This is a genomic window from Blastococcus sp. SYSU DS0973 (assembly GCF_054051055.1).
Window position 1 is genome coordinate 351,399 of sequence record NZ_JBJHAN010000002.1, and the last position, 24,607, is coordinate 376,005.

23 protein-coding genes are annotated in these 24,607 nt (G+C 73.8%); 9 read left to right on the plus strand and 14 right to left on the minus strand.

Going from position 1 to position 24,607, the window contains the following annotated elements; translation table 11 throughout:
• Positions 1-48: 48 nt before the first annotated feature.
• Positions 49-942: a prephenate dehydrogenase/arogenate dehydrogenase family protein gene (locus ACI791_RS05550; RefSeq protein ID WP_456585124.1), complete on the plus strand. Its 894-nt coding sequence runs from the start codon at positions 49-51 to the stop codon at positions 940-942.
• Between the two features lie 46 nt (positions 943-988).
• Positions 989-1,222 carry a DUF2630 family protein gene (locus ACI791_RS05555; protein WP_347059083.1) on the plus strand — a complete coding sequence of 78 codons (234 nt, stop codon included), beginning with the start codon at positions 989-991 and terminating at the stop codon, positions 1,220-1,222.
• Between the two features lie 57 nt (positions 1,223-1,279).
• On the opposite strand, the gene ACI791_RS05560 is transcribed toward ACI791_RS05555, so the two are convergent.
• On the minus strand, positions 1,280-2,500 hold the full coding sequence (locus ACI791_RS05560) for a PucR family transcriptional regulator (RefSeq protein ID WP_456585125.1): 1,221 nt from the start codon (positions 2,498-2,500) through the stop codon (positions 1,280-1,282).
• A 383-nt stretch (positions 2,501-2,883) separates the two neighbouring features.
• On the opposite strand from ACI791_RS05560, the gene ACI791_RS05565 reads away from it, so the two are divergent.
• The 7 genes from ACI791_RS05565 (at position 2,884) to ACI791_RS05595 (ending at position 10,981) form a co-directional block, all read left to right on the plus strand.
• A complete protein-coding gene (locus ACI791_RS05565) occupies positions 2,884-3,753 on the plus strand; it encodes an ABC transporter ATP-binding protein (protein WP_456585126.1) in 870 nt (289 codons plus the stop codon).
• Positions 3,746-4,525, plus strand: coding sequence for an ABC transporter ATP-binding protein (locus tag ACI791_RS05570; RefSeq protein WP_456585127.1), 780 nt, complete (start codon positions 3,746-3,748; stop codon positions 4,523-4,525). Before ACI791_RS05565 ends, ACI791_RS05570 begins: the two co-directional genes overlap by 8 nt.
• Before the next feature lie 34 nt (positions 4,526-4,559).
• On the plus strand, positions 4,560-5,444 hold the full coding sequence (locus ACI791_RS05575; protein WP_456585128.1) for a branched-chain amino acid ABC transporter permease: 885 nt from the start codon (positions 4,560-4,562) through the stop codon (positions 5,442-5,444).
• Between the two features lie 2 nt (positions 5,445-5,446).
• The gene (locus tag ACI791_RS05580) at positions 5,447-6,634 is read left to right on the plus strand and encodes a branched-chain amino acid ABC transporter permease (protein ID WP_456585129.1); all 1,188 of its coding nucleotides are present in this window, start codon (positions 5,447-5,449) and stop codon (positions 6,632-6,634) included.
• 113 nt (positions 6,635-6,747) lie between these two features.
• Positions 6,748-8,076 carry an ABC transporter substrate-binding protein gene (locus ACI791_RS05585; RefSeq protein ID WP_456585130.1) on the plus strand — a complete coding sequence of 443 codons (1,329 nt, stop codon included), beginning with the start codon at positions 6,748-6,750 and terminating at the stop codon, positions 8,074-8,076.
• 163 nt (positions 8,077-8,239) lie between these two features.
• Positions 8,240-9,214, plus strand: coding sequence for a UDP-glucuronic acid decarboxylase family protein (locus ACI791_RS05590; RefSeq protein WP_456585131.1), 975 nt, complete (start codon positions 8,240-8,242; stop codon positions 9,212-9,214).
• Positions 9,215-9,346: 132 nt separating this feature from the next.
• Positions 9,347-10,981 carry a VWA domain-containing protein gene (locus tag ACI791_RS05595; RefSeq protein ID WP_456585132.1) on the plus strand — a complete coding sequence of 545 codons (1,635 nt, stop codon included), beginning with the start codon at positions 9,347-9,349 and terminating at the stop codon, positions 10,979-10,981.
• Positions 10,982-11,040: 59 nt separating this feature from the next.
• On the opposite strand, the gene ACI791_RS05600 is transcribed toward ACI791_RS05595, so the two are convergent.
• From ACI791_RS05600 to ACI791_RS05660, 13 genes are all read right to left on the minus strand, one after another.
• Positions 11,041-11,994, minus strand: coding sequence for a glycosyltransferase family 9 protein (locus tag ACI791_RS05600; RefSeq protein WP_456585133.1), 954 nt, complete (start codon positions 11,992-11,994; stop codon positions 11,041-11,043).
• A complete protein-coding gene (gene rfaE2, locus ACI791_RS05605) occupies positions 11,991-13,367 on the minus strand; it encodes a D-glycero-beta-D-manno-heptose 1-phosphate adenylyltransferase (protein ID WP_456585134.1) in 1,377 nt (458 codons plus the stop codon). The genes ACI791_RS05600 and rfaE2 overlap by 4 nt, the downstream gene beginning before the upstream one ends.
• Positions 13,364-14,047 carry a D-sedoheptulose-7-phosphate isomerase gene (locus tag ACI791_RS05610; protein WP_456585135.1) on the minus strand — a complete coding sequence of 228 codons (684 nt, stop codon included), beginning with the start codon at positions 14,045-14,047 and terminating at the stop codon, positions 13,364-13,366. The genes rfaE2 and ACI791_RS05610 overlap by 4 nt, the downstream gene beginning before the upstream one ends.
• Positions 14,044-15,258, minus strand: coding sequence for a glycosyltransferase (locus ACI791_RS05615; RefSeq protein WP_456585136.1), 1,215 nt, complete (start codon positions 15,256-15,258; stop codon positions 14,044-14,046). The genes ACI791_RS05610 and ACI791_RS05615 overlap by 4 nt, the downstream gene beginning before the upstream one ends.
• Positions 15,259-15,310: 52 nt before the next feature.
• Positions 15,311-16,291 carry a glycosyltransferase gene (locus ACI791_RS05620; RefSeq protein WP_456585137.1) on the minus strand — a complete coding sequence of 327 codons (981 nt, stop codon included), beginning with the start codon at positions 16,289-16,291 and terminating at the stop codon, positions 15,311-15,313.
• A complete protein-coding gene (locus ACI791_RS05625; protein WP_456585138.1) occupies positions 16,288-17,289 on the minus strand; it encodes a glycosyltransferase family 9 protein in 1,002 nt (333 codons plus the stop codon). The genes ACI791_RS05620 and ACI791_RS05625 overlap by 4 nt, the downstream gene beginning before the upstream one ends.
• Complete coding sequence (locus ACI791_RS05630) at positions 17,286-18,806, minus strand: HAD-IIIA family hydrolase (RefSeq protein ID WP_456585139.1); 1,521 nt, start codon at positions 18,804-18,806, stop codon at positions 17,286-17,288. Before ACI791_RS05630 ends, ACI791_RS05625 begins: the two co-directional genes overlap by 4 nt.
• Positions 18,807-18,981: 175 nt before the next feature.
• Positions 18,982-19,659, minus strand: coding sequence for a 3-oxoacid CoA-transferase subunit B (locus ACI791_RS05635; protein WP_456585140.1), 678 nt, complete (start codon positions 19,657-19,659; stop codon positions 18,982-18,984).
• Positions 19,656-20,321 carry a 3-oxoacid CoA-transferase subunit A gene (locus tag ACI791_RS05640; protein ID WP_456585141.1) on the minus strand — a complete coding sequence of 222 codons (666 nt, stop codon included), beginning with the start codon at positions 20,319-20,321 and terminating at the stop codon, positions 19,656-19,658. Before ACI791_RS05640 ends, ACI791_RS05635 begins: the two co-directional genes overlap by 4 nt.
• Positions 20,322-20,391: 70 nt before the next feature.
• On the minus strand, positions 20,392-22,011 hold the full coding sequence (locus tag ACI791_RS05645) for a tripartite tricarboxylate transporter permease (protein ID WP_456585142.1): 1,620 nt from the start codon (positions 22,009-22,011) through the stop codon (positions 20,392-20,394).
• Position 22,012: 1 nt separating this feature from the next.
• Positions 22,013-22,465: a tripartite tricarboxylate transporter TctB family protein gene (locus tag ACI791_RS05650; protein ID WP_456585143.1), complete on the minus strand. Its 453-nt coding sequence runs from the start codon at positions 22,463-22,465 to the stop codon at positions 22,013-22,015.
• A gap of 86 nt (positions 22,466-22,551) precedes the next feature.
• On the minus strand, positions 22,552-23,550 hold the full coding sequence (locus ACI791_RS05655; RefSeq protein WP_456585144.1) for a Bug family tripartite tricarboxylate transporter substrate binding protein: 999 nt from the start codon (positions 23,548-23,550) through the stop codon (positions 22,552-22,554).
• Between the two features lie 44 nt (positions 23,551-23,594).
• The gene (locus tag ACI791_RS05660; RefSeq protein ID WP_456585145.1) at positions 23,595-24,584 is read right to left on the minus strand and encodes a tripartite tricarboxylate transporter substrate binding protein; all 990 of its coding nucleotides are present in this window, start codon (positions 24,582-24,584) and stop codon (positions 23,595-23,597) included.
• Positions 24,585-24,607: the final 23 nt, after the last annotated feature.

Sequence of the window (24,607 nt, forward strand, 5' to 3'; positions counted from 1 at the left end):
CCTGGGGGCCCACCCACCGGTGGGGCGCCGTCGTTCCCGGTCCCGACCATGCCCGCTCCCCCGGTCGGTGTGGTGGGGCTGGGCCAGCTCGGTGGCTCGCTGGCCGCCGCGCTGGCGGCCGCGGGGCACCCGGTGTCCGGCTGGGACGTGGACCCGGCCGCCCGGGAGGCGGCGGCCGCACGAGGCGTCCGGATCACCCGCGAGCTCTCCGGCGTGGTCGTGCTCGCCGTGCCGCTCCCGGTGATGGCGACGGCCCTCGACGGGCTGACCATCGACCCCGACGCGACGGTGACCGACCTGGGCTCGGTGAAGGTCCCGGTGCTCGACGCCGTCGGCGGCGCGCTGGGACGGCGTTTCGTCGGCGGGCACCCCATGTGCGGCACCGAGCGCTCGGGCCACGGAGCCACCGACCCCGGGCTGTTCACCGGCGCCCGCTGGGCGCTCTGCCTGGAGCCGGAGACGGAGCTGCCGCGATGGCTCCGGGTGGCCGAGGTGGCGCTCGCGGTGGGCGCGGAGGTCGTGCCGGTCACCGCCGCCGAGCACGACGACGCCGTCGCCGCCATCAGCCACGTCCCGCACCTGCTGGCCGCCGCCCTCGCCGCCGCGGCCGCCGATGCCGGACCGCTCGCGCTGGCGCTCGCCGCCGGCAGCTTCCGCGACGGGACCCGGGTGATCGGCAGCGACCCCGGTCTCGTGACGGCGATGGTCGAGGGCAACGCGGGCCCGACGACCGCGGCGCTGGATCGGGTCCGCGCCCAGCTCTCCCGGCCCTGGCCCGAGCTCGTCGCCGCGGGTCACGCCGTCAGCACCCGGGCCGGCGACCGGCGCACCGTCCGGGTACCGCTGGACCGCGCCGCCCTGCTGGCCCTCGGCCGCGCCGGCGGGGGCGTGCACCGCCGGCTGGCCGCGTTCGTGGAGGGCTGGGTCCCCGGCCAGGGTTGACCGCCCTCGCCGTTTCGCGCCCGCGTCCCCGGGCACGGACCGGAGCATGGACGAGGAAGACATCCTGAAGCGCATCCACACCCTGGTCGACGAGGAGCACGCGCTGCGCGACAGCAGCGAGCACACCGACGAGACGCGGGCCCGCATGAGCAAGCTCGAGGCCGACCTCGACCAGTGCTGGGACCTGCTGCGACAGCGCCGGGCGAAGCGGCAGTACGACGAGAACCCGGACGAGGCGCAGGCCCGCCCCGAGCAGCAGGTGGAGAGCTACCTGCAGTAGCGGTGCCGTCCGGAGGCTCCCCCGGCCTACCAGGGGTCAGGGAGCGGAGCCCTCCCGCTAGGCGGAGCGCCGGGCAGGCTCACCGTGCTCGGTGCCCAGCAGGGCCAGCTGCCAGAGCAGCCGCGACCGCGGGTCGGTCACCTTCCGGCCGGTCACCGACTCGATCCGCCGGAGCCGGTGCATCACGGTGTTCCGGTGGCAGTACAGCGCGTCGGCGGCGCGGGTCGGTGACCCGTCGGCGGCGAGGAACGCCGCGAGCGTGTCCAGCAGCACCCCGCGCTCGTCGTCGGGCAGCTCGAGCAGCCCGCCGAGGGACTGGCCCACCAGGCGGGAGCTGATCTCGGGTGAGTTGCTCAGCAGCGCCTCGGGCAGCCGGTCGTCGATGCTGACCACGCGGCGCACCCCTGCGGGCAGCGTGCGCACCGCCGTCTCGGCCAGGCGGTAGGCCGCACCGACCGCGGCGGCGCCCTCGACGACGTCGGACACCCCGACCGGGCCGTTCGCGGCCTCCCGCAGCAGGCTCAGGAGATCGCCCGGGCGGATCGCCGCGAGCACCACGACACCCACCTGGGCGTCACCGCGAGCCCCCCACACCGACCGGACGCCGCGCTTGAGCAACGCCTCGCCCGGGGCGTCGAGCGCCGGAACCCCACCGGAACCCGGCAGCGCCACGACCGCCATGAGCCGACCGTCGAGCGGCATGGCCAGCGTCTCCGCGGCACTGCGCACGAACGCCGGATCGCTCCCCCGGCCCTCCAGCAGGCCGTCGAGCGCCTGCTGCCGGGCCTGCTCGTCGACGCCGTCGAGCCGCCGCTGCTCCTGCCGGTAGCCCTCGGCGACCGCCGCGCACTCCGCGTCGTTCGTGCGCCAGACCGAGCCGGCGACCTCCAACAGCAGGGTGTCGTGCTGGCCCGTGCCGCTTCGGGAGACCAGGAGCAGCGCCTCCCAGGTGACCTGCCCCCCGAGCCGGTAGGCCCGCAGCACCGCCTCGAGCGGCAGGCCCTGCGCCGCCCGCCGCCGGCCGACCTCCCGCGCCGACGTCAGGCGGGGGGTCCCGGTGCCGGCCGCCGCGGACATCAGCGACCGGAGCCCGTTCTCGAGGTTCGACCGCGTGGACATCCGCACGTCCGGCTCGGACTGCTCGACCAGCTCGCGGTAGGCCGGCTCCGTGCGGACCAGCACGTCGAGCATCCGGTCGGTCATCGCGTCGAGCTGGTCCATCAGCCGGGGCGCCAGCTGCCCGAGCCTGGTCGCCACCTCCGGACGGAAGGGCTGCACGCGATCACCTCCTCCGACGGCGCCGCTGAAAGCACAACACGAGACGCGCATGACTGTGCGATCAGCCCATTGTGAGTGCGGACACAGCCGGGCAGGCTCGGCACAGCACAGTCGTGACCCAATCGACGCCGGCCCCCGCGACCCGGCGGTCGTCGGCGACCCGTCACCGACCTCCGGTCCACCCGTTCCCCAGCGGCCCCGTGCGCCCCATGATCCCCACCTCACCGAGACCCCGGGACACACAGCACAACCCGATCTCGTGATCGCTGTGCGGTGCGCCCATTGTGACCGGCGACACCGCCGTGCACGCTCAGCGGGACGTACCCGCGACCCGACTCGCCGCCCCGCTCACGGGGCGGCGATCCCGCCGATGCAGAGGAGCAGTGGGCCCCTTGGCGCAGCCGCCTGGCAGCCAGCGAACGCACGAATCACCGCCCACGGCCCGGCTCGAGATGACCGGGATCAACGTCGCCTTCGGCGGCGTGCTGGCCCTCACCGACGTGTCGGTGACCGTCGAGCCGGGCCAGGTGCACGGACTGATCGGCCCGAACGGGGCCGGCAAGACGACCCTGTTCAACGTCGCGTGCGGCCTGGTCCGCCCGACGTCGGGCCGGATCACCTGGCGTGGGGAGGAGATGCGCCGGCTCAAGCCCAGCAAGCTCACCTCCCTGGGCATCGCCCGCACCCTGCAGGGGGTCGGCCTGTTCCCCGGCATGACCGTGCTGGAGAACGTCATGGTCGGCGCCCACCGGCACGCCCGCGCCGGCTTCTTCCCGGCACTGCTGGCGCTGCCCACGTCGGACAAGGACGAGCGGCTGCTGCGCGAGCGGGCGATGCGGGCACTGATCGAGCTGAACGCCGGGGAGTACGCCGGCCGCTACCCCGGCTCGCTGCCCTACCCGGTGCAGAAGCGGGTCGCGCTGGCCCGGGCGCTGGTCGCCGAGCCCGAGCTGCTGCTGCTCGACGAGCCCGCCAGCGGCCTCTCCGAGGACGAGATGAACGAGCTCGGCGACCTGATCCGCTCGGTCGTCGGCCGGATGAGCGTGCTCCTGGTCGAGCACCACATGGACCTGGTCATGCGGGTCTGCGACCGGATCACCGTCCTCGACTCGGGCAAGCAGATCGCCGCCGGCACCCCGGCGCAGGTCCAGGCCGACCCGGCGGTCACCGAGGCCTACCTCGGCGACGCCGTCGACCCGATGGCCGACGCCGACGAGCTGACCCACGCCGACGGAGGACGGACCCATGCCTGAGATCCACGGCAGCACGGCGCTGTCCGCCACCGGCGGCAGCGCGACCGGCGGTACCGCCACTACGACCCGCCTGCTCGAGGTGGAGGGGCTCACCTCCACCTACGGGCCGGTCCGCGCCCTCGACGGCGTCTCCCTCTCGGCTGAGGCCGGGCGGATCACCGCCGTCCTGGGAGCCAACGGAGCGGGCAAGACGACGCTGCTGCGCACCATCAGCGGCCTGGTCCGCCCGGTCGCCGGACGAGTGCTCCTCGACGGCGAGGACATCACCAAGGCACCGGTCGAGGCGATGGTCAGCAAGGGCATGGCGCACGTCCCCGAGGGCCGCGGCGTGATCTCCGAGCTCACCGTCGACGAGAACCTGCGGGTCGGTGCGCTCTTCCGCGGCAAGGTCGGCAAGGAGGAGTTCGACCGGGTCTACGACCTGTTCCCACGCATCGCCGAGCGCAAGAACAACGCGGCCCACACCCTGTCCGGCGGTGAGCGGCAGATGCTCGTCATCGGCCGGGCGCTGCTGGCCCAGCCGCGCGTCCTGCTGCTCGACGAGCCGTCGCTGGGACTCGCCCCGCGCATCGTCGCGCAGATCTTCGGACTGCTCCGCCAGCTGGTGGACTCCGAGAACCTGTCGGTGCTGCTGGTCGAGCAGAACGCCCGCAGCGCCCTGTCGGTCGCCGACGTCGGCGTCGTCCTCAACCTCGGCCGGGTGGTGGTCACCGACTCCGCCCGCACGCTGATGGCCGACGAGGACCTCCGGCACGCCTACCTCGGTTTCTGACCCTCCCCGCACTGCCAGGAAGGCTTCCTCCTCCGTGGACTACTTCGTCAACGTGACCCTCACCGGGTTCACCCAGGGCATGATCTACTCGGCCTTCGCCCTGGCCCTGGTGCTCATCTGGCGATCGACCCGCATCGTCAACTTCGCCCAGGGCTCGATGGCCGCGGCCACCACGTTCATCGCCCTCGCCCTCGTCCAGGCCGGCGCCTCCTACTGGGTGGCGCTGATCGTCGCCCTGGCCTCGGGCTTCGTCCTCGGCGCCATCGTGGAGCGGGTGATCATCCGCCCGGTCGAGGGTGGCCCCGAGCTCAACGCGGTCATCGTGACGCTCGGCCTCTTCGTCGCCATCCAGGCGAGCATCGCGATCATTTTCGGCTCGTCGTTCCAGTCGTTCCCCACGCCGTTCGGCGTGCGTGGGTTCGAGGTCGGTGACACGACGATCCCGCTGACGCCGACCAGCCTCTACATCATCGGCTCGGTGCTGATCGTCATGGCGCTGCTGGTCGCGCTGTTCAGGTTCACCCGCGTCGGCCTGGCCATGCGCGCCTCGGCGTTCAGCCAGGAGGTCGCCCGACTGCTCGGCGTCAAGGTCGGCAGCATGCTCACTCTCGGGTGGGGGCTGGCCGCCGTCGTCGGCTCGCTCTCGGGCCTGCTGATCGCCGGGGGCACGTTCGTCTGGCCGGCCTACATGGACGCGCTGATCGTGTTCGGGTTCGTCGCCGCGATCATCGGCGGCCTCGACTCGCCGGTCGGTGCCATCGTCGGTGGGCTGATCCTGGGCCTGGCGCTGAGCTACGTGAGCGGCTACGCCCCGCGCGGGAGCGCGCTGGTCAACATCTCCGCCCTGGTCATCCTCATCGTCGTGCTGCTGGTGCGTCCGGGCGGCCTGTTCAGCAGCACCACGGCTCGGAGGGCATGACCATGAGCGACCTGCAGAGCCCCGCCTCCACCCCCGGCACGGCCGGCAAGGCCTCCTCCGAGGCGCCCGTCAAGGCCACCGCCGGCGGGGACACCCCCTCGGCACCGGCCAAGGCCGGCCGTTCCTTCCTGCCCGGGTCCACGCTGCTGCGCCACCTGCTGGTGCTCGCCGTCTGCGCCGTGCTGGCGGTGGTGATCCTCGAGATCACCAGCCCGTTCCAGAACTCGCAGCTGGCGACCCTCACCTATTACGCCATCGCTGCCGGTGGCCTCACCGTGCTCACCGGGATGAACGGGCAGATCTCGCTCGGCCACGGTGCGCTCATGGCGGCCGGCGCCTACACCACGGCGTTGTTCCTCGACGCCGAGGAGCCGCTGCCCCTGCCGGTGATCCTGCTCGCCGCGGTCGTGGTGGCCACGGCGATCGGCGCCCTCGTCGGGGTGGCCGCCGCCCGGCTGCACGGCCCGTACCTGGCCGGTGCGACGCTCGCGCTCGCCGTCGGCCTGCCCGGTCTGGCGATCTACTTCCACGACATCTTCGGCGGCGAGCAGGGCATGCGGGTGCGCGCCCCGCAGGCCCCGGAGTGGTTCGACGGCTTCATCGAGGCGGTGTCGGGCAACGCGGCGTCGAGCACCAAGTGGCTGGCCTACGTCGGCGCGGTCTGCCTGCTGATCACGTACTTCTTCCTGGCCAACCTGATCCGCAGCCGGATCGGGCGCACCTGGCGGGCGGTGCGTGACCAGGAGGTCGCCGCGGAGCTGGCCGGCATCAACCTCGGCGCCTGGCGGGTGCTGGCGTTCGTCGTCAGCGCGGCCGCGGCCGGGCTGGCCGGTGGCGTGCTGGCCATCGTCGTCCGCCTCGCGGCCCCCAGCGGCTTCACGCTCGTGCTCTCCATCGCCCTGCTCACCGCGATCGTCATCGGCGGCCTGGGGAGCCTGATCGGCGCCCTGCTCGGCTCGGCGCTGCTGGTCTTCCTCCCGCCGTTCGTCACCAACCTCGGCGTCGACTTCGGGCTCAACCAGACCGAGGCCGCACAGCTGGCGCCGTTCGTCTACGGCGTCGTGCTCATCGTGGTGATGATCGCCGCTCCGGCCGGCTTCGTCGGGACCATCCGCCTCCGGTGGATGACCCGCAAGGCCAAGCGGGCGATGGCTCAGGCCGGCGCCGCCGGCGCGAGCAGCAGGGGGTGAGGGCGACCCCCTCGACCCGCCTGATCCGGCCGCTCCACCCCATCCATACTCCCGGGCACCGACGCCCGGGCCGCACCAGAGGAGAACTGTTGTCCAGATCCTCCCGTCGACTCATGACCGCGGTCGCCGCGGCCACCGTCGCCTCCACCCTCGCCGCCTGCGGCGGCAGCGATGACAGCGGTGGCGGCGCCAGCGGTGGTGGTGGTGGGGGCGAGAACGAGGCCTCCGACATCGGCGTCACCGAGACCTCGATCAAGCTCGGCGCCCACTACCCACTGACCGGTGTGGCCGCCCCCGGCTACAGCGAGATCCCCACCGGCGTGCAGGCCTACTTCGAGTGCCTGAACCAGGAGGGCGGGGTCAACGGTCGCGAGATCGAGTTCATCTACCGGGACGACGCCTACAACCCCACCCAGACCAGCCAGGTCACCAACGAGCTCGTCCTCGAGGACGAGATCTTCGCGATGATGAGCGGCCTGGGTACGCCGACCCACAGCGCCGTGATCGACTTCCTCAACGACGAGGGCGTGCCCGACCTGTTCGTCTCCTCGGGCTCGCTGATGTGGGGCGACGACCCGGAGACCTACCCGATGTCGTTCGGGTGGCAGACCGACTACATGAGCGAGGGCAAGATCATCGGCGAGTACATCGCCGAGAACTTCCCCGACGCGCAGGTCGGGCTCTTCCTCCAGGACGACGACTTCGGCGAGGACGGCGAGGCCGGCATCCGCCAGTACATCGACGACCAGATCGTCGCGGCCGAGCGGTACACCCCGGGCAACACCAACGTCGGCCCGCAGATCGCGGCGCTGCAGCAGGCCGGGGCCGACTTCGTGGTCGGGTTCAACGTGCCCAGCTACACCGCGCTCTCGCAGCTGACCGCGCTGCAGCTCGGCTACCAGCCGCAGTGGTTCTACTCGAACGTGGGTTCGGACCCGACGCTCGTCGGCTCGCTGCTGAACCGCTTCAGCGAGGGCCAGGTCTCCGACGCCAGCCTGCTCGACGGCGCGCTGACCACCGGCTACCTGCCGACGGTGGACATGGCCGACAACCCCTGGATCCAGGAGTTCCAGCGGATCTGGGACGAGTGCGGTGGCGAGGGGGAGCTCACCAACTACCGCGTCTACGGCATGTCGCAGGCCTACACCATGACGCAGGCCCTGCAGGCAGCCGGCCAGAACCCGACCCGCGAGGGTCTGATCGAGGCGGTCGAGCAGGCCGGTGGAGAGTGGGAGGGCCCGGTCTTCGCGCCCTTCCGCTACTCCGAGGAGAGCCACATGGGCACCAGCGGCATGACGATCGAGCGCATCGTCGGCAACGGCTCCGAGGAGGTCCAGGGCGTGCGGACCACCGACATCGGTGACGCCCCGATCGAGGAGTTCGAGGGCGAGCCGGCGACCCCGCCGACGAACGCCATCCCGGACGAAGAGGCCGTGAACTAAGGCCTCCTCGCGATCACGGCGGGACGCCGGTCTCCTTCGGGAGGCCGGCGGCCCGTCCGCGTTCCGGTGCGGAAACACTTCGGCGTCGAAGTGTGTGCGTTGTTGATCTTCGGGTAGGGCGCGGGGAACGCGCGATCCGCGCGAGCGGTCGAGGAGGACAGCCATGGTGCAGCAGCCGGTACGTGAGGCCCGGACGATCCGCCGGGCGGTCGTCACCGGAGGAGCCGGGTTCCTCGGCTCCCACCTGTGCGAGCAGCTGCTCGAGCGAGGGGTCGAGGTGGTCTGCCTCGACAACTTCCTCACCGGCTCACCCGAGAACGTCGTGCACCTGCTGGAGCACCCCGGCTTCCGGCTGGTCCGCTGCGACGTGACCGACTACGTGCACGTCCCCGGCCCGGTCGACCTGGTCCTGCACTTCGCCTCACCCGCCAGCCCCATCGACTACCTCAAGATGCCGATCGAGACGCTGAAGGTCGGCAGCCTGGGTACGCTGCACACCCTGGGCCTCGCCCACGACAAGGGAGCCCGGTACGTCCTCGCCTCGACGTCGGAGGTCTACGGCGACCCGCTGCAGCACCCGCAGACCGAGGAATACTGGGGCAACGTCAACCCCGTGGGCCCGCGGGGCGTCTACGACGAGGCCAAGCGCTTCAGCGAGGCGCTGGCCACCGCCTACCGGACGTCGAAGGGCACCGACACCGGCATCGTGCGGATCTTCAACACCTACGGCCCCCGGATGCGCGCCGACGACGGCCGCGCCATCCCCGCCTTCGTCAACCAGGCCCTCGAAGGCCGGCCGCTCACCGTCGCCGGCGACGGGTCGCAGACCCGCTCGATCTGCTACGTCGACGACACCGTCGCCGGGATCCTCGAGTTGGCCTTCTCCGGCCACGCCGGCCCGGTGAACATCGGCAACCCCGACGAGCTGTCGATGCTGCGGCTGGCCCGCTGGATCGTCGAGCTGACCGGCTCCGACTCCCCCATCGACTACATCGACCTGCCGGTCGACGATCCCAGGGTGCGCCGCCCCGACACCACCCGCGCCGAGCAACTGCTCGGCTGGCGGCCCCGGGTGACGTCGGAGGAGGGTCTCCGGCGCACCGTCGACTGGTTCGCCGCCCGGCGCAGTGCGACGTAGACCCACGCTGTCTGACCGTCCGTTGCGGCGCGTGCGACGAGAGTCACCGTGGAGCGACACAGGACACATCTACTCTTGAGCAGCGCGCTCGGGGGGAGCCGCATCACCCCGAGTCGACCCTAGAGAGCGAGCATGGGCCGCCACGCAGATCCCACGACCCAGCGCCGTCCGGCGCCGCCCGTCCTCATCGCCGCAGGTCTCGCGGTGGTGCTGGTCCTCGGTGGCCTCGGCTGGTGGCTCACCGCGGGCGGTGGCTGTGACGAGAACGTGACGGTCGAGGTCGCCGTCGCCCCCGAACTGGGTGAGCTGTCCCAGGGGCTGCTCACCGACCTCGGATCGCCCGACGGCGCGGTGTGCGTCACCGCCGAGGTGACCGCCCAGGAGCCGCTGCAGGTCGCCGGCGCCCTCGGCGCACTGGCGGAGGACGCCCTCCCCGACGTGTGGGTGCCCGACTCCCGCCTGTGGGCGGCCCGGGTCAGCGCCGCCCAGCTCGAGCAGGCCGGCTCGATGGCGGTCTCCCCCGTCGTCATCGGCACGAGCCGGGCCGTCGTCGACGACCTGGGGTGGTCCGACGCCGCCCCGGGTTGGGCCGAGGCCCTGGGTACCGGTCGGCCGCTCGCGGTACCGGACCTCGCCGCGAGCGCCGAGGCCCTCTCCGCGCTGGCCGCCGTGCGCACCGCGCTGGGCGGGGACGCCGATGCGGACAACGCCGTGGTGCAGGCCGTGCTGTCCGCGGCACGGAGCACGGCCCTCTCGCCCGGCGAGGCCCTGTCCGCCGGGAGCGAGGGCAGCGAGGACGCACCGCTCGTGCCGGTGAGCGAGCAGGAGGTCTACGCGCTCAACACCGAGGCCGCGGAGGCCAACCTCGTCGCCGTCTACCCCGCCGAGGGGTCGCCCGTGCTCGACTACCCGGTGCTCCGGGTCGGCGCTCCCAGCGGGGCCCAGCAGCAGGCCGTCTACGTCGTGGTCCGCCGGCTGCTCTCCGAGGACGCGCAGGCCGCCGTGCGCGACGCCGGCTTCCGCGGCCCCGAGGGCGCCGCGCCCGAGGGCGCCGGCGACGCGACCGGCATCGCGGAGGCGAGCCCCGCGGTGGTGCCGTTCGAGGCCGCGCAGCTCCAGGCCCTCCTGACCCGGCTGTCCAGCCTGGCCACGCCGTCCCGGGTGCTGACCGTCTTCGACGTCTCGACGTCCATGGAGGCACCGGTCGGCGACGGCACCCGCGCCACCCTCGCCCGCGACGCCGCCAAGAGCACGCTCTCCCTCGTACCCGGCGACTTCGCGCTGGGGCTCTGGGCGTTCGCCTACGAGCTCGACGGCGAGCGCGACTGGACCGAGCTGGTGCCCACCCGGGAGGTCGACGCGGCCGTCGACGGCCGCACGCAGCGCGAGGTCCTCGACGACCAGCTCGACACGATCCCCGAGCGGCTGGCCCCCGGCGGCACCGGCCTGTACGACACCACGCTGGCCGCGGTGCGGGCGGCGCGGGAGAACTACGACCCCACCGCCGTCAACAGCGTGCTGATGGTCACCGACGGCACCAACGAGGACGACGCCGCCGGGCTCACCCTGGACGCCCTGCTGAGCACCCTGGCCGAGGAGGCCGACCCCCAGCGGCCGATCAAGGTGATCGGTGTCGCCCTGGGGCCGGACGCCGACATCAGCGCCCTCGAGCGGATCGCCGACGCGACCGGTGGAGCGGCGTACTCGGCCGTCGACGAGAACGACCTCCAGACCGTCCTCTTCGACGCGCTCCGCCAGCGCGCCTGACGCGATGACACCGCGGTCCTCGCCGATGGCACCGCGGCCGGTAGGAGGACCCCGTTCCCTCACCCCTCTCGGGGGGAGCCTCCGGGCGAGGCCACCTCGAGGAGGCGGTCGAGGGCATCGAGCACCTCGGTGACCGTGATCTTCTCCAGGGCGGGGTCGAGGTCGGCGCCCCAGGGGTCGCCGGTGCCGTCGCCGTGCCACAGGACGATGTGCTGCGGGCGCGGCGGCGGGCCCCACAGCGCCGGGGACACCGGGCCGAACAGCACCACCGAGGGCCGCCGGTAGGCGGTGGCCAGGTGTGCGACGCCCGTGTCACCGCAGACGACCAGGCGGGCTGCGGCGACCACGGCCGCGAGCTCCATCGACGTGGTCCGCCCGGCGAGGACCGCGGACTCCCCCAGCCCGGCCTGCTCGGCCACCGAGCGGGCCAGCTCGACCTCGGCCGGGCCGCCGGTGATCCGCACGTCGTGACCGGCGCCGGCGAGGTGGCTTGCGACGGCGGCGAACCGGTCCGGCGGCCAGCGCCGCCCGGGGAACGCCGCGCCCGGGTGGATCACCGTGGCGCCGCGCACCGGCGGGGCGACGGCCGGGACCGCGATGTCGAGGGCATCGGGGTCGGCGGCGACGCCCAGCCCCTCGGAGACCAGCCGGCACCAGCGCCGGACCTCGTGCTCGTCGGGGTACCAGGTGGGCCCGGGATAGCCGGGGCTGTCGAAGGTGAGCAGCCGATCCGGCCGGAGGTCCGCGACGACCACGTGCGAGGCCGGGCCCTTTCCGTGCAGGTCGACGGCGAGCTCCGGCCGCGAGCCGGCCCAGTCCAGCGGCTCCAGCTCACGGGCGGGCAGCACCTCGTCGACCGCGTCGATCAGCCGGGCGAGGGGTTCCAGCGCCGTCGTCGTCGCCAGGACCAGCCGGTGGCCGGGAACGGCGGCCCGCACCGCCCGGATGGCCGGCACGCCGGTGAGCAGGTCCCCCAGCCCGAGCGGCCGGAGGACGACCGCGACGGGCCTCACACTCTCGAGCGCTCGACCAGGGCCGTGGTCGAGTGGCCGTCGAGGTAGGGCAGCACGACGGCCTGGCCGCCCCAGCTGCGCAGCACCGCGGCCTCGGGCAGGTCCGCCCCGGCGTAGTCGCCACCCTTCGCCCACACGTCCGGCCGCAGCCGGTCGAGCACCTGCGCCGGGGTGTCCTCGCCGAAGACCACGACCGCGTCGACGAACTCCAGCGCCTCCAGCACCCGGGCCCGGTCCTCCGCCGTCACGAGCGGCCGGGAGGGGCCCTTGAGCCGGCGGACCGAGTCGTCGGAGTTGATGCACACGACGAGGCAGTCGCCCAGGCCTCGGGCGGCCCGCAGCGTGGCGACGTGGCCGGGGTGCAGCAGGTCGAAGCAGCCGCCGGTGGCGACGACGGTGCCCCCCGCCGCGCGCACCCGGGCGATGACCGACTCGGCGCCGGGCTCGGCGACGACGCCGGGCCCGGGCCGGTCCGCGGCGTCCCAGGCGGAGGCCCCGCCCCGCGCCACGAACGCCGACGCGGAGGCGACCGCGGTGGCCACTGCCTCCCCGGTCACCGCGCCGTCGGCCAGTGCCAGCGCGGCAGCGGCGGCGAAGGAGTCACCGGCGCCGCAGGGGTCGCCGCCGGTGACGGCCGCCGCGGGCACGACCATGGGCGCTCCGGAGCCGTACGAGAGGAGGGCGCCGCGGGCGCCGAGGGTGACGGCGACCGCCCCGACGCCCCAGTGCCGGATGAGGGCCTCGGCGCGTGCTCCCACGGCGGCCAGGCCGGTGCCGTCGGCTGCGAGGCCGGCCGAGGCCGCGACGCGGGCGGCCTCGGCTCCGTTGGGGGTGACCAGCCGGGCGTTCCGCACGGGGTCGGCGCCGCGGGGGTGCGGGTCCCAGACCACCGGGCCCCGAGCGGCGCCCAGCGCGGCCCGGACGGCCGGGTCCGCCGTCGTCCCCCGGCCGTAGTCGGCGACGAGCACGGCGGCGGCGTCGCGGATGAGCGCGGCGGCCTCGGCCGGGAGCTCGCCGAGTTCGGCCACCGGTGCGCCGCTGTCGAGCCGGGCGACCGAGTGATCGCCCACGCGCACCCGCTGCTTGACAGCGGTGCCGCCGCCGGCCGGGATCGCGACCAGCCGGACTCGGCCCTCGAGCAGCGTCCGCAACCGGGCCGCGCCCTCGTCGGTGTCCATCGGCGCGACCAGCACGACCTCGCGCGGGCCCGCGGCGGCGGCGATGACGGCGGCCAGCGCCGCCCCGCCCGGGCGCTCGCGGCGCTCGATGTCCTCGACCACCGGCACCGGCGCATCGGGGGTCAGCCGCGAGGCGGTGCCGACCAGGTCGACGTCGAGCAGCGCGTCACCGACGACGACGAGCGGCCGGCTCACTGCGCGGCCTCGAAGGACGGGCCGGAGGGCACCCGCGGCGGCTCGGCGAGCACCGCGGCGTCGAACGCCGCGCAGACCAGGTGCAGGGCGACCAGGTGGCACTCCTGCACGGTCGCCGTCCACGGCGAGTCGATGCAGACGGCCTCGTCGGCGGCGGCGGCCAGCGGGTTGGGCGCCGGGCCGGTGATCGCCAGCGTGGTGATGCCGCACTCGCGGGCCCGGCGGGCGGCGGCGACGGCGTTGGGCGAACGACCCGACGTGGACAGCAGGACGAGGACGTCGCCGGCGCGCCCGTGCGCCTCCACCTGGCGGGCGAACAGCTCGTCGGCCGGGTAGTCGTTGGCGATGGCGGTCAGCGACGACGTCTCCGCCGTGAGGCAGATGGCCGAGAAGGGCGGCCGGTCGGCGCGGTAGCGGCCCACCAGCTCGGCGGTGAGGTGCTGGGCCTGGGCGGCGCTCCCCCCGTTGCCCGCGGCCAGCAGGCGTCCGCGGGACTCGCCGCACAGCACGTCGGCGAGCAGCCGGCCCCAGCGGTCGAGCACGTCCACCTGGGCGTCGACCGAGCGCAGCGCGCCCATGAGCGAGGCGACGTGGTCGGCCCCGGTCAGGTGGGTGCAGGTCTCCGGCTGCGGCACCTGGGTGGCGACGTTCTCGAAGAACGAGTGCGGTGAGACGCTCATCGGGCGACCTCCACGGGACGGCGCCGGGTGAGCACCTGGCGGTAGACGGTTTCGGTGTCGGCGACGACGCGGGCCCAGCGGTAGCGGGCCCGCGCCCGCTTCACCCCTGCGGCGCCGTAGGCGGCGCGGCGTTCGTCGTCGGCGAGCAGCGCGGCGATGACCTCACCGAGCCGCTCCGGGTCGCGCGCGGGGACGAGGTCCCCGGTGACGCCGTCGACGACGGTGTCCTGGAGCCCGCCGACGGCGGTGGCGACGACCGGCCGCCCACAGGCCATGGCCTCCAGCGGCGTGATGCCGAACGGCTCGTACCAGGGGACGGCGAGGACGACGTCGGCCGAGCGCACCCACGCGGGGACGTCGGTCCGCGCGACGGCGCCGGTGAACACCAGCCGGTCGGCGACCCCGGCGTCGGCGGCGACGGCGCGCAGCCGCTGCACCTCCGGATCGGCGGCCAGCTCGCCGGCCGGGGGCCCGCCGACGACGACCAGCTCGGCGTCGGGCACCGCGCGCAGCGCCCGGACGGCGTCGTCCTGGCCCTTGCGCTCGACGATCCGGCCCAGGACGAGCAGCCGTTTCCGATCGCCGCGCGGCGCCACCGGGCCGCGGGGCGTGAACACCGAGGTGTCGACCCCGCAGGGCACGATCGAGACCCGGTCGCTGGGCAGGCCCAGGCGGCGCAGCTCGAAGACCTCGTCGGAGCAGGTGGCCACGACGTGGCTGACGTCGCGGCACAGCCCGCGCTCGAGGTCGACCCGCTCGGCCGGCGAGGTGTCCGCGTCGCCCTGGTGGCGGCGCTTGACCGAGCCCAGGGCGTGGAAGGTCTGCAGCACCGGGACCGGGGTGAACAGACTGGCCGAGGCCTCCACCGACGCCAGGCCGCTCATCCAGAAGTGCGCGTGCACGACATCGGGGGCCTGCGCCGCCCAGCCGTGCCGGAGCACCCGGGCGAAGGCCGGCATGTGCGGCAGGAGCTCGTCCTTGGGCAGCGCCTCGGCCGGGCCCGCGGTGACGTGGACGACGTCGTAGCCGTCGTCGGTGGTCACCCGGTCGGGCAGCGCGGCGTTGTCCCGGCGGGTGTGCACGGTGACCTCGTGGCCGCGCCGGGCGAGCCCGGCGGCCAGCGCGGCGACGTGCACGTTCTGCCCGCCGGCGTCGACGCCGCCGATCGCGGCGAGCGGGCTGGCGTGCTCGCTGACCAGATCGATCCTCATCGACCCACCTCCGGTGTCGCCGCGGAACGGCTGCGCCGTACTACCAGGCACATCACCTGGTCACCTCCTCCAGGAGCGCGTCCCAGTTCCGCAGGAAGCGGTCCAGCCCGTAGCGTTCCAGGGCCGCCGCGCGAGCGGCCTTCCCGGCGAGCCGGGCGGCGTCCTCGTCGTGCACGAACTCGCGGACGGCGGCCCACAGCCGGTCGGGGCGGGTCGAGAGCACGCCGGCCTCGGCCGGAACGGCCTCCGTCGCCTCGGTGGTGGCCAGGCCCACCACGGGCAGCCCCAGGTGCATGGCCTCCAGCAGGGAGAGCCCGAGCGATGTCCAGCGCACCGGGTGGACGTAGACCCGGCGGCGGGCCAGCTCGGCGTGCATGGCGGCCTGCGGTGGGTCGTCGTGCAGCGCCACCCGGTCGGGATCCAGGCCGTACCGCTCGTGCAGGCCGGCCAGCCCCATGCCGAAGACGTCGACCGGGGCGACCTCGGCCAGGCCGGGCAGCAGGTCCGCGCCCACGGTGCGGCCGCGGCGCACCGGCTCGTTGGTCACGACGGCCGCGCGGGCCAGCTCGCCGGTGTACCGCTCCCCGGGGTCGACGATGCCGTGCTCGATCACCGTCGTCGGCGCCCGGCCGTTGTCGTAAAAGAGCTCGTTGAAGAAGGTGACGTGCGCGATCGGGATCTCCGCCTGGTCGGCCATCGGGTGCCGGGTGTGCGGGACCGGCCCGTCACCGGGCTCCAGCCCGGGCGCGTTGTGCTCCAGGAAGACGGCGGGCAGGTCGCGGCCGGGCTTCCGGCCGAGCCACTCCCGCACCAGCTCCAGGTCGCGCATGCGCTGGAGGACCACGACGTCGACCTGCTCGTCGCGCAGCTGCGCGGGCGTCACCTCGCGGGCCGACGCCGGCCAGTCCCAGGTGCGGGCGCGACCAAGGCCGTCGCGGCCCCGATCGGGGGTCACCGGCAGCAGGTACCGGTGCCGGCCCTGGACGAACGCGGTCGTCCAGGAGCCGTGCACGTGCCAGAGCAGGATGTTCACGCGCTTCCCAACTTCTCGACGGCGGCCACGACGTCCTGCGCCGTCACCGAGGTCAGGCAGGGGTGGCCGGGGACGGGGCACTCGCGGGCCCGCGTGCCCCGGCACGGTGCGGTCTGGTCGCCCAGGAGCACCGTGGGCACGCCGTAGGGCGCCCACCGCTCGGCCGGGACGACCGGCGCGAACAGCGAGACCACCGGCGTGCCGACGGCGGCGGCCAGGTGCGCCGGGCCGGTGTTGCCGACGACCACCGCGGCGGCACCGTCGAGCAGCGCGGCCATCTCGGCCAGCGACGTCTCCCCGCCGAGGTCGACGCCACGGGTGCCTGCGACGGCCGCGGTCAGATCCCGCTCGCCCGGCCCGCCGGTCACCAGCACGCGGTGCCCGGCGTCGGCCAGCGCCTCGACGGCCTCGGCGCACCGCTGCGCCGGCCAGGCACGGGCCGGCACCGAGGCGCCGGGGTGCACGACGACATAACCGGGTTCGTGCGCGACCGGGGGCAGGGGCCGCCGCACGGAGAGCCGGCCGTCGTCGCCGGCCGGCAGGCCGAACCCCGCCGCCCGGGCGAGCGAGAGCGCCCGCTCGGGCTCGGGGAGGTCGTCGTCGACGCGGTGGCGGACGTCGAGCAGCGTGCCGGGGTAGTCGACGCTGATCGCGGAGATGCGCGGCACGCCCGCCGTGCGCAGCACCAGCGCCAGGGGCAGGGGCGACTGGTGGAACGACGTCGAGAGGACCGCCTCGTCCGGCGCCAGCGCCCGGACGCGGTCGCTGAGCGCGGCGAGATCGGCGGGGTCGACCGCCGGCGGATCGCCGAGGATCCACGGGCACGACCAGGTCCAGACCTCGTCGACCCCGGGCAGCAGCTCGGCGGCCGCGGCGCCCGCCGGCCCGGCGAGGAACACGACCCGGTCGGCGCCCGCGGCGACGGCGCGCACCAGCGGGCCCTGCAGGAGGACGTCGCCGGCGTTGTCGAGGCGGGCGACCAGGACGGTGCGCGTCACCACGCACCCGCCAGCACGTCGTCCACCGCTCCGGTCAGGGTCGCCGCCACGTGCGGCGCGGCGTCGACCTCGGCGGAGCGCGTGACCGGCGTGGGCACCATGATCCCCGTGGCGCCGGCGGCGGCCGCGGCCTCGACGTCGGCGCCGATGTCACCGATGACGACGCAGCGGGCCGGCTCCACGCCCAGCTCGGCGCAGGCGGCCTTCACCATGCCGGGAGCGGGCTTGCGGCAGCTGCACCCGTCCTCGGGGCCGTGCTGGCACACCTGCACCGTCTCGAACGGGCCGAGCAGCTCGTCGAGCCGCGCCATGCAGGCGTCGACCTGCTCGCGGGTGATGAGCCCACGGGCGACACCGGACTGGTTGCTGACCACGCCCACCCGCACGCCGCGGGCGCGCAGCCGGTCGAGGGCCTCCTTCGCCCCCTCGACCGGACGCACCCACTCCGGGTCGCCGTTGTAGGGGAAGTCGTGGACGAGCGTGCCGTCGCGGTCGAACAGCACCAGGTCGGGCAGGCCGCGCCACCTCTGCACCCGCCGGTGGCCCACGATGCCCTTGAGCCAGTGCCACGTGGCCAGTGGCGGGATGAGCACGCTGGTGGCGAGCATCGTCGTCACCTCGGCGCGGTCGCGGGGGCCGGGCGCGATCCGCAGCCAGGCGAACTCGGCGGTACCGGCGGCCCAGGCCGCCGCCGCGACCAGCGCGGCGCGAGGCCGCCGGACGGCGGCGAGCCCCACGGCGGCGAGCGCGGCGACGGCGACCGCCGTGTGCTGCGGACGGCGGCCCAGCGGGGCGTCGGCGCGGTGCGGAGCGCGCCAGTCCGGCCCGTGCAGGCGGCGCATGAGCACGTCGTCGGCGTTGCCGGCCTGCACCCGGACGCTCACCCAGCGGTCGGCCGGCCGGACGGGGTGGGTGATCCAGCGTTCGCCGCGCACCAGCCGGGCGCCGGTGTCCATGATCCGCAGCGCGAGGTCGGAGTCCTCGCGGAAGGCGCGCGGGAAGCGCTCGTCGAAGCCGCCGACCGCGGCCAGGGCGCTGCGGCGGTAGGCGAGGTCGGCGGTGATCCAGCTGGAGGTGGCCAGCCCGGCGGTGCCCCGCTCCCAGTCGGTGGGCCGGCGGTGCTCCGGCAACGGGACGCGCACGCGCCCCTGGCTGCCGGCGACGTCGGACGGCAGTCCGCTGAGGTCGGCGTCCAGGCGCTGGTACCAGTCCGGGCCGGTCACCACGTCGTCGTCGAGGAAGGCGATCCACTCGGTGCGGGCGGTGCGCCAGCCCAGGTTGCGGGCGCGCGCGGGCCCGCCGCCCCCGGTGCGGACGACGCGGACCGGCGGAAGACCGGGGCGCTCGGGGAGCAGCGGCTCGCCGGTGGGCCGGTCGTCGACGACGATCAGCTCCGCCGGTCGCGGGCCCGGCGCCGTGGCGAGCGCGTCGAGCAGGACGTCGAGCGAGGGGCGCCCGATCGTCGGCACGACGACGGTGCACTGCGCGAGCATGATCACGTCGTGCCCCTTCTCCATCGGGCGAAACACTACGGGCTTGAAGTGTTCTGCGGACCCGCCGATCGGGTGACCGCGCCGGGCGGTCGGGAGGCCGCTGCGGCCCGTGCCGGACCGAAGCCGGTCGAGGGTGCTCGGGGGGGACGTCGGTCTCTGCCCGCTCCACTGGCAGAGACCCACGTGACGGCGAGGGAGATCAGCGGCCGGGGGGCGCCAGGACCAGCACGTCGTCGGCGAACTCGAGCCGGGCGGCGGTGCGCTCCTGGAGCTCGTCCCGGGAGAGGCCGGCGACCATCTCGCGGACGACGAACCCACCCGGGCCGACGTCGATGACCGCCAGTTCGGTGTAGACGCGGTGCACGACCTGGGCGGCCGTCAGCGGGTAGGTGCACTCGGGGAGCAGCTTGGGCCGGCCGTCGGGCGTGTTGTGCATCATCAGCACGAGCACCCGTTTGGCACCGACCGCGAGGTCCATGGCCCCGCCGACCGCCGGCGGCAGGTGCGCGTCGTCGGTCGCCCAGTTGGCGAGGTCCCCCTGCTCGGAGACCTGGAAGGCGCCCAGCACCGTCACGTCGATGTGCCCGCCGCGCATCATCATGAACGAGTCGGTGTGGTGGAAGAACGAGCCGCCGGGCAGCAGGGTGACCGGGGACTTGCCGGCGTTGATCAGCTCCCAGTCCTCCTCGCCGGGCGCCGGCGCGGGGCCCATGCCGAGGATGCCGTTCTCGCTGTGGAAGATGACCTCCTTGCCGGCGGAGACGATGTCGCCGACGAGGGTGGGCATGCCGATGCCCAGGTTGACGTAGGAGCCGTCGGGGATGTCGCGGGCCACCCGGGCGGCCATGTCGGTGTGGGACAGCGGGGAGACGGTCACGCCGCCACCTCCACGACCCGGTCGACGAAGATCCCCGGGGTGACCACGGCCTCGGGGTCCAGGTCGCCGAGCTCCACGAACTCGCGCACCTGGACGACGGTGAGATCGGCCGCGGTGGCCATGGTCGGCCCGAAGTTCCGGGCGGCCTTGTTGTAGACGAGGTTGCCCCAGCGGTCCGCCCGCGAGGCCTGGACCAGGGCGACGTCGCCCCGGAGGGGCTCCTCGAAGACGTGCCGCCGTCCGGCGATCATGCGTACCTCCTTGCCCCGGGACAGCAGCGAGTCCGCGCCGGCCGGGGTGAAGAACCCGCCCAGGCCGGCGCCCGCCGCGCGCATGCGCTCGCTGAGCGTTCCCTGCGGGACCAGCTCCAGCTCGATGTTCCCGGCCCGATAGAACTCCTCGAACCAGATCGAGCCGACCGACCGCGGGTACGAGCAGATGATCTTCCGCACCCGCCCCTCCCGGATGAGCGCGGCGACGTCGGTCTCCCCGCTGCCCGCGTTGTTGGTGACGATCGTCAGGTCCGTCGCCCCCTGGTCGAGGAGCGCGTGCACGAGCTCCACGGGTACACCGGCGGCGCCGAACCCGCCCACCAGGACGGTCGCGCCGTCCGCGATGCCCTCGACGGCGTCGGTCAGGGACGCCACCCGCTTGTCGATCATCGCTGCCACCTGGGGTCTGCGGGGCGCGCAGGCGCGCCCCGCAGACCCGGTCGGGATCCGGTCCGCTCGCTCAGGGTCGGTCGCTCCCCACACCGCGCCCTGTGGGGGGCGCGGTCTCATCGGTGTTCTCCGCACCGGGCGTGCCCTCGGGTTCGGCGGTCATCCCGGTCGCCGCGAGGTCGTCCTCGCCCGGCGTGGCCGGGCGGCTGCGCCGCCGGCGACGGATGCCGGCCACCGTGCTGACGACGACGACCAGGGCCATCGCGGCGAAGAGGGTGCCCGACATCGGCCGGGTGACGAAGATCGAGAACTCGCCGCCGGAGAGCAGCATCGACTGGCGGAACGCCCGCTCGAGGATCGCGCCGAGGACGAAGGCGAGCACCAGCGGACCGGGTTCGAAGCCGGTCTTCTTCATCAGCCAGCCGACGATCCCGAAGACGAGCACGACCCACATGTCGAACGGGTCGTTGTTCACCGAGAACACCCCGGCCATCGTGACGAGCAGGGCGAACGAGGCGAGGATGCCGGAGCGGACCCGCAGCAGCTGCACGAAGAACCCGACCAGCGGGACGTTCAGGATCAGCAGCATCAGGTTCCCGATGTACATCGAGGCGATGACGCCCCAGAAGATCTCCGGGTTCTGCGAGATGAGCTGCGGGCCGGGCGTGACGCCCTGGATGAGCAGGGCTCCGAAGATCAGGGCGAGCACGACGTTGGCCGGGATGCCCAGGGTCAGCAGCGGGATGAACGCCGACGTGGACGACGCGTTGTTCGCCGTCTCCGGCCCGGCGACCCCCTCGATGGCGCCCTTTCCGAACCGGGTCGGGTCCTTGGCCCGCCGCTTCTCCATCGCGTACGAGGCCAGCGAGGAGATGACGCCACCACCGCCGGGCAGCACCCCGATGAAGAAACCGACCACCGAGCCGCGGGCGATCGCACCGGAGGAGTCCTTCAGGTCCTTGCGGCTGGGCCAGATGTTCTTGACCTTGCCGATGACCGCCTGCGCCTTCTCGGTCTGCTCGACGTTGTAGAGGATCTCGCCGACGCCGAAGAGGCCCATCGCCACGGCGACGAAGTCCAGCCCGTCGAAGAGCGAGATCTGGCCGAAGGTGAAGCGGGTGGTGCCGGTGATCGCGTCCTGCCCGATCGTCGCCAGCAGCAGGCCGAGAGCGGCCATCGACAGGCTCTTGATCGGGTGCCGGGTGCCCAGGTAGGTGACCAGCAGGATGCCGAGCGCGGTGAGGGCCACGTACTCGGGCGGGCCGAAGGAGACGGCGAGGTCGGCCAGCGGCGGCGCGAGCAGCGTCAGCCCGATGACGGCGACCGTGCCGCCGACCCAGGAGCCGATCGCGGCGATACCCAGCGCCGGGCCGGCCCGCCCCTGCTTGGCCATCTGGTAGCCGTCGAAGGTGGTGACCACCGACGCGGCCTCACCGGGCAGCTGCAGCAGCACCGAGGTGATCGTGCCGCCGTACATCGACCCGTAGTAGATGCCCGCCAGCAGGATGACCGCGGTGACGGGCTCGATCTCGTAGGTCAGCGGCAGCAGCAGCGCGATGGTCGCCGTCGGGCCGAGGCCCGGCAGCACACCGATGACCGTGCCGATCAGGACGCCGATGAAGACGTAGAGCAGGTTGGTCGGGTCCAGGGCGACCGAGAAGCCCTGGCCGATGCCCTCGAGGATTCCCACGTCAGCCCCCGAACGGTGCGAAGACGATGCCGTCGGGGAAGGGTACGGCCAGCGCCTCCACGAACAGCAGGTGGAAGACCAGCGCCCCGATCACCGCGAGGGGAACGGCCCAGCGCCACGGCTCCCGGGCGAAGATCCGCAGCCAGAACAGCAGCATGAGCACGGCCGACACCAGGAACCCGATCGTCTGGAAGAGCACGATGAACACCCCGAGGCTGACCAGGCCCATGGCGATCCCGAGGGTGCCGCGGGTCCACGGCTCGTAGTCCTCGGGGTCGTCGACGAACAGCAGGACCAAGCCGGTTCCGGTCAGCAGGATCGACACGATGAACGGCCACAGGCCCGGGCCCGGGGTGCTCAGTTCCCCGAGCCCCAGACCGCGGGCGCTCAGCAGAGCGGCCACGCCGAGGAGCACCAGGACCAACGGGCCGATCCGGTGCAGCTGCTTCGACATCCAGGTCTCCGGGGAACGCGCGGACGGGGCTGGGTCCTGCGTCGCGGGGGGCCGGTGCGGCACCGGCCCCCGCGTTGCAGGACGACTCACTCCTGCAGGATCGGCCCGTAGGCCTCGACGATCTCGTCGATCCGGGTCGAGAGGGCCTCGCTGTCGATGAACTCGTCGGGCACGTACTGCTCGCCCAGCTGCTCGCGGACCTCGTCCTTCTGCAGGCACGTGTCCACCGTCTCCTCCAGCGTGGAGACGACCTCGTCGGGGACGCCCGCCGGGGCGGCGAGACCGAAGACCGACACGCTGTTGGTGAGCTCGGGGAAGCCGGACTCCGCCAGGGTCGGCGCATCGATGTAGTCCACCGGCTCGGCCGGGCTGATCGCCAGCGGGACGAAGCTGCCGGCGTCGATGTTCTCCAGCACGTCCTGCGAGGAGTTGATGAAGATCGCGTCGACGTTGCCACCGAGGATCGCCGTGGTCATCTCGGCGTTGCCGGTGAACGGCACCGCCGTGACCTCGACGCCGTACTCCTCGGCCAGCCGGCGCAGCTCCATGGCCTGCGACGTCGTGGTGCCGGGGACGCCGACGTTGAGCTCGCCGGGGTTCTCCTCGGCGTAGGAGAAGAATTCCTCCGCGGTGGTGAACTGCGAGTCCGCCCCGACGATGAGCGCCGACGGGATCTCGGTGACCGCGGCGATCGGGACGTAGTCCTCGTTGGTGTAGCCGACGTCGTCCTGCAGCGGGTTGGTGGCCGAGGCCGGCACCGCGATCAGCGACAGGGAGTACCCGTCGTTCCCCCCGGCGAGCATGGCCTGCATGCCGACCGACCCCGAGGCGCCCTCGCGGTTCTCCACGACGACGGTCTGGCCCAGCTCGTCCTCGATGCAGCTGCCGATGGTGCGCGCCGCCAGGTCGGTCGGGCCACCGGGGGCGTAGGGGACGATCAGGTTGATGCTCTCGGTCGGGTAGCCGGCAGCGGCGGCGTCGTCGCCCGAGGCCGGCTCGCCGGCGTCCTCCGCACCGCCGCAGGCGGCGAGGGTGAGCACGGACGCGGCGATGAGCGCGGGCCAGGTGGAGCGGGTACGGCGCATGGGTTCCTCCGGAGGTCGGGGGCGGGGTGTGTGCGGGGACCGGGTCAGCCGAGGATCGGTTCGTAGACCTCCTGCGTCCGGTCGAGGATCTCGGCGAGCTCCTCGCTACCGGCGAACTCCTCCAGGACGTACTCCTCGCCGAGCTGCTCCTGCACCTCCGGCTTGTCCAGGCAGGTCTGCAGCGTGTCCTCCAGCGTCGAGACGACGTCGTCGGGCAGCCCGGCCGGTCCGGCGAGGCCGAAGGTCGAGCCGGAGAGGGTCAGGCCGTCGTAGCCGAGCTCGGTGAAGGTGGGCGTGTCGGGCAGCCAGGACAGCCGCTCCTCGGGCGACGCGACGAGCGGGACGAAGGCGCCCGACTCGATGTTCTGGACCACGTCGCTCGAGGCGTTGATCAGCACGGCGTCCACGTTGCCGCCGAGGAGGGCGGTCGTCATCTCGGCGTTGCCGTTGAACGGGACGGCGGTGACCTGCACACCGTGCTCCTCGGCCAGCCGCTGCAGCTCGATGGCCTGGGGGGTGGAGGCACCGGGCGTGCCCACGGTGACGATTCCCGGCTGGGCCTCGACCGCCGCGAAGAAGTCCTCCGCGGAGGCGTACGGCGAGTTCTCGCCGACCGCGAGGACGGAGGGCACCTCGGTCATGACGCCGACCGGCGTGATGTCGTCCTTGGTGTAGCCCACCTCGTTGGCCAGCGGGGTCAGCACCATGGTGCCCGCGGTGACCAGCGACAGCGTGTGCCCGTCGGGCTCGGCGCCGATCAGCTCCGTCGTCGCGAGTGCACCGGAACCGCCCGGCATGTTCTCGACCACCACGGTCTGCCCCAGCTCCTCCTCGACGCAGGCGCCCACGGTGCGGGTGGTCAGGTCGGTGGGCCCGCCGGCGCCGTAGGGCACCAGCATCCGGATCGACTCGGTCGGGTAGGACGCCGCGTCACCGCCACCGCCGCCGGCGTCCGTGGTGCCGCCGCCGTCCCCGCCGCACGCGGCGAGCAGGCTGATCAGGGCCACACCCGCGAGGCCTGACGAGATGCGCATGCTTCCCCCTCCGTCGGTCACCG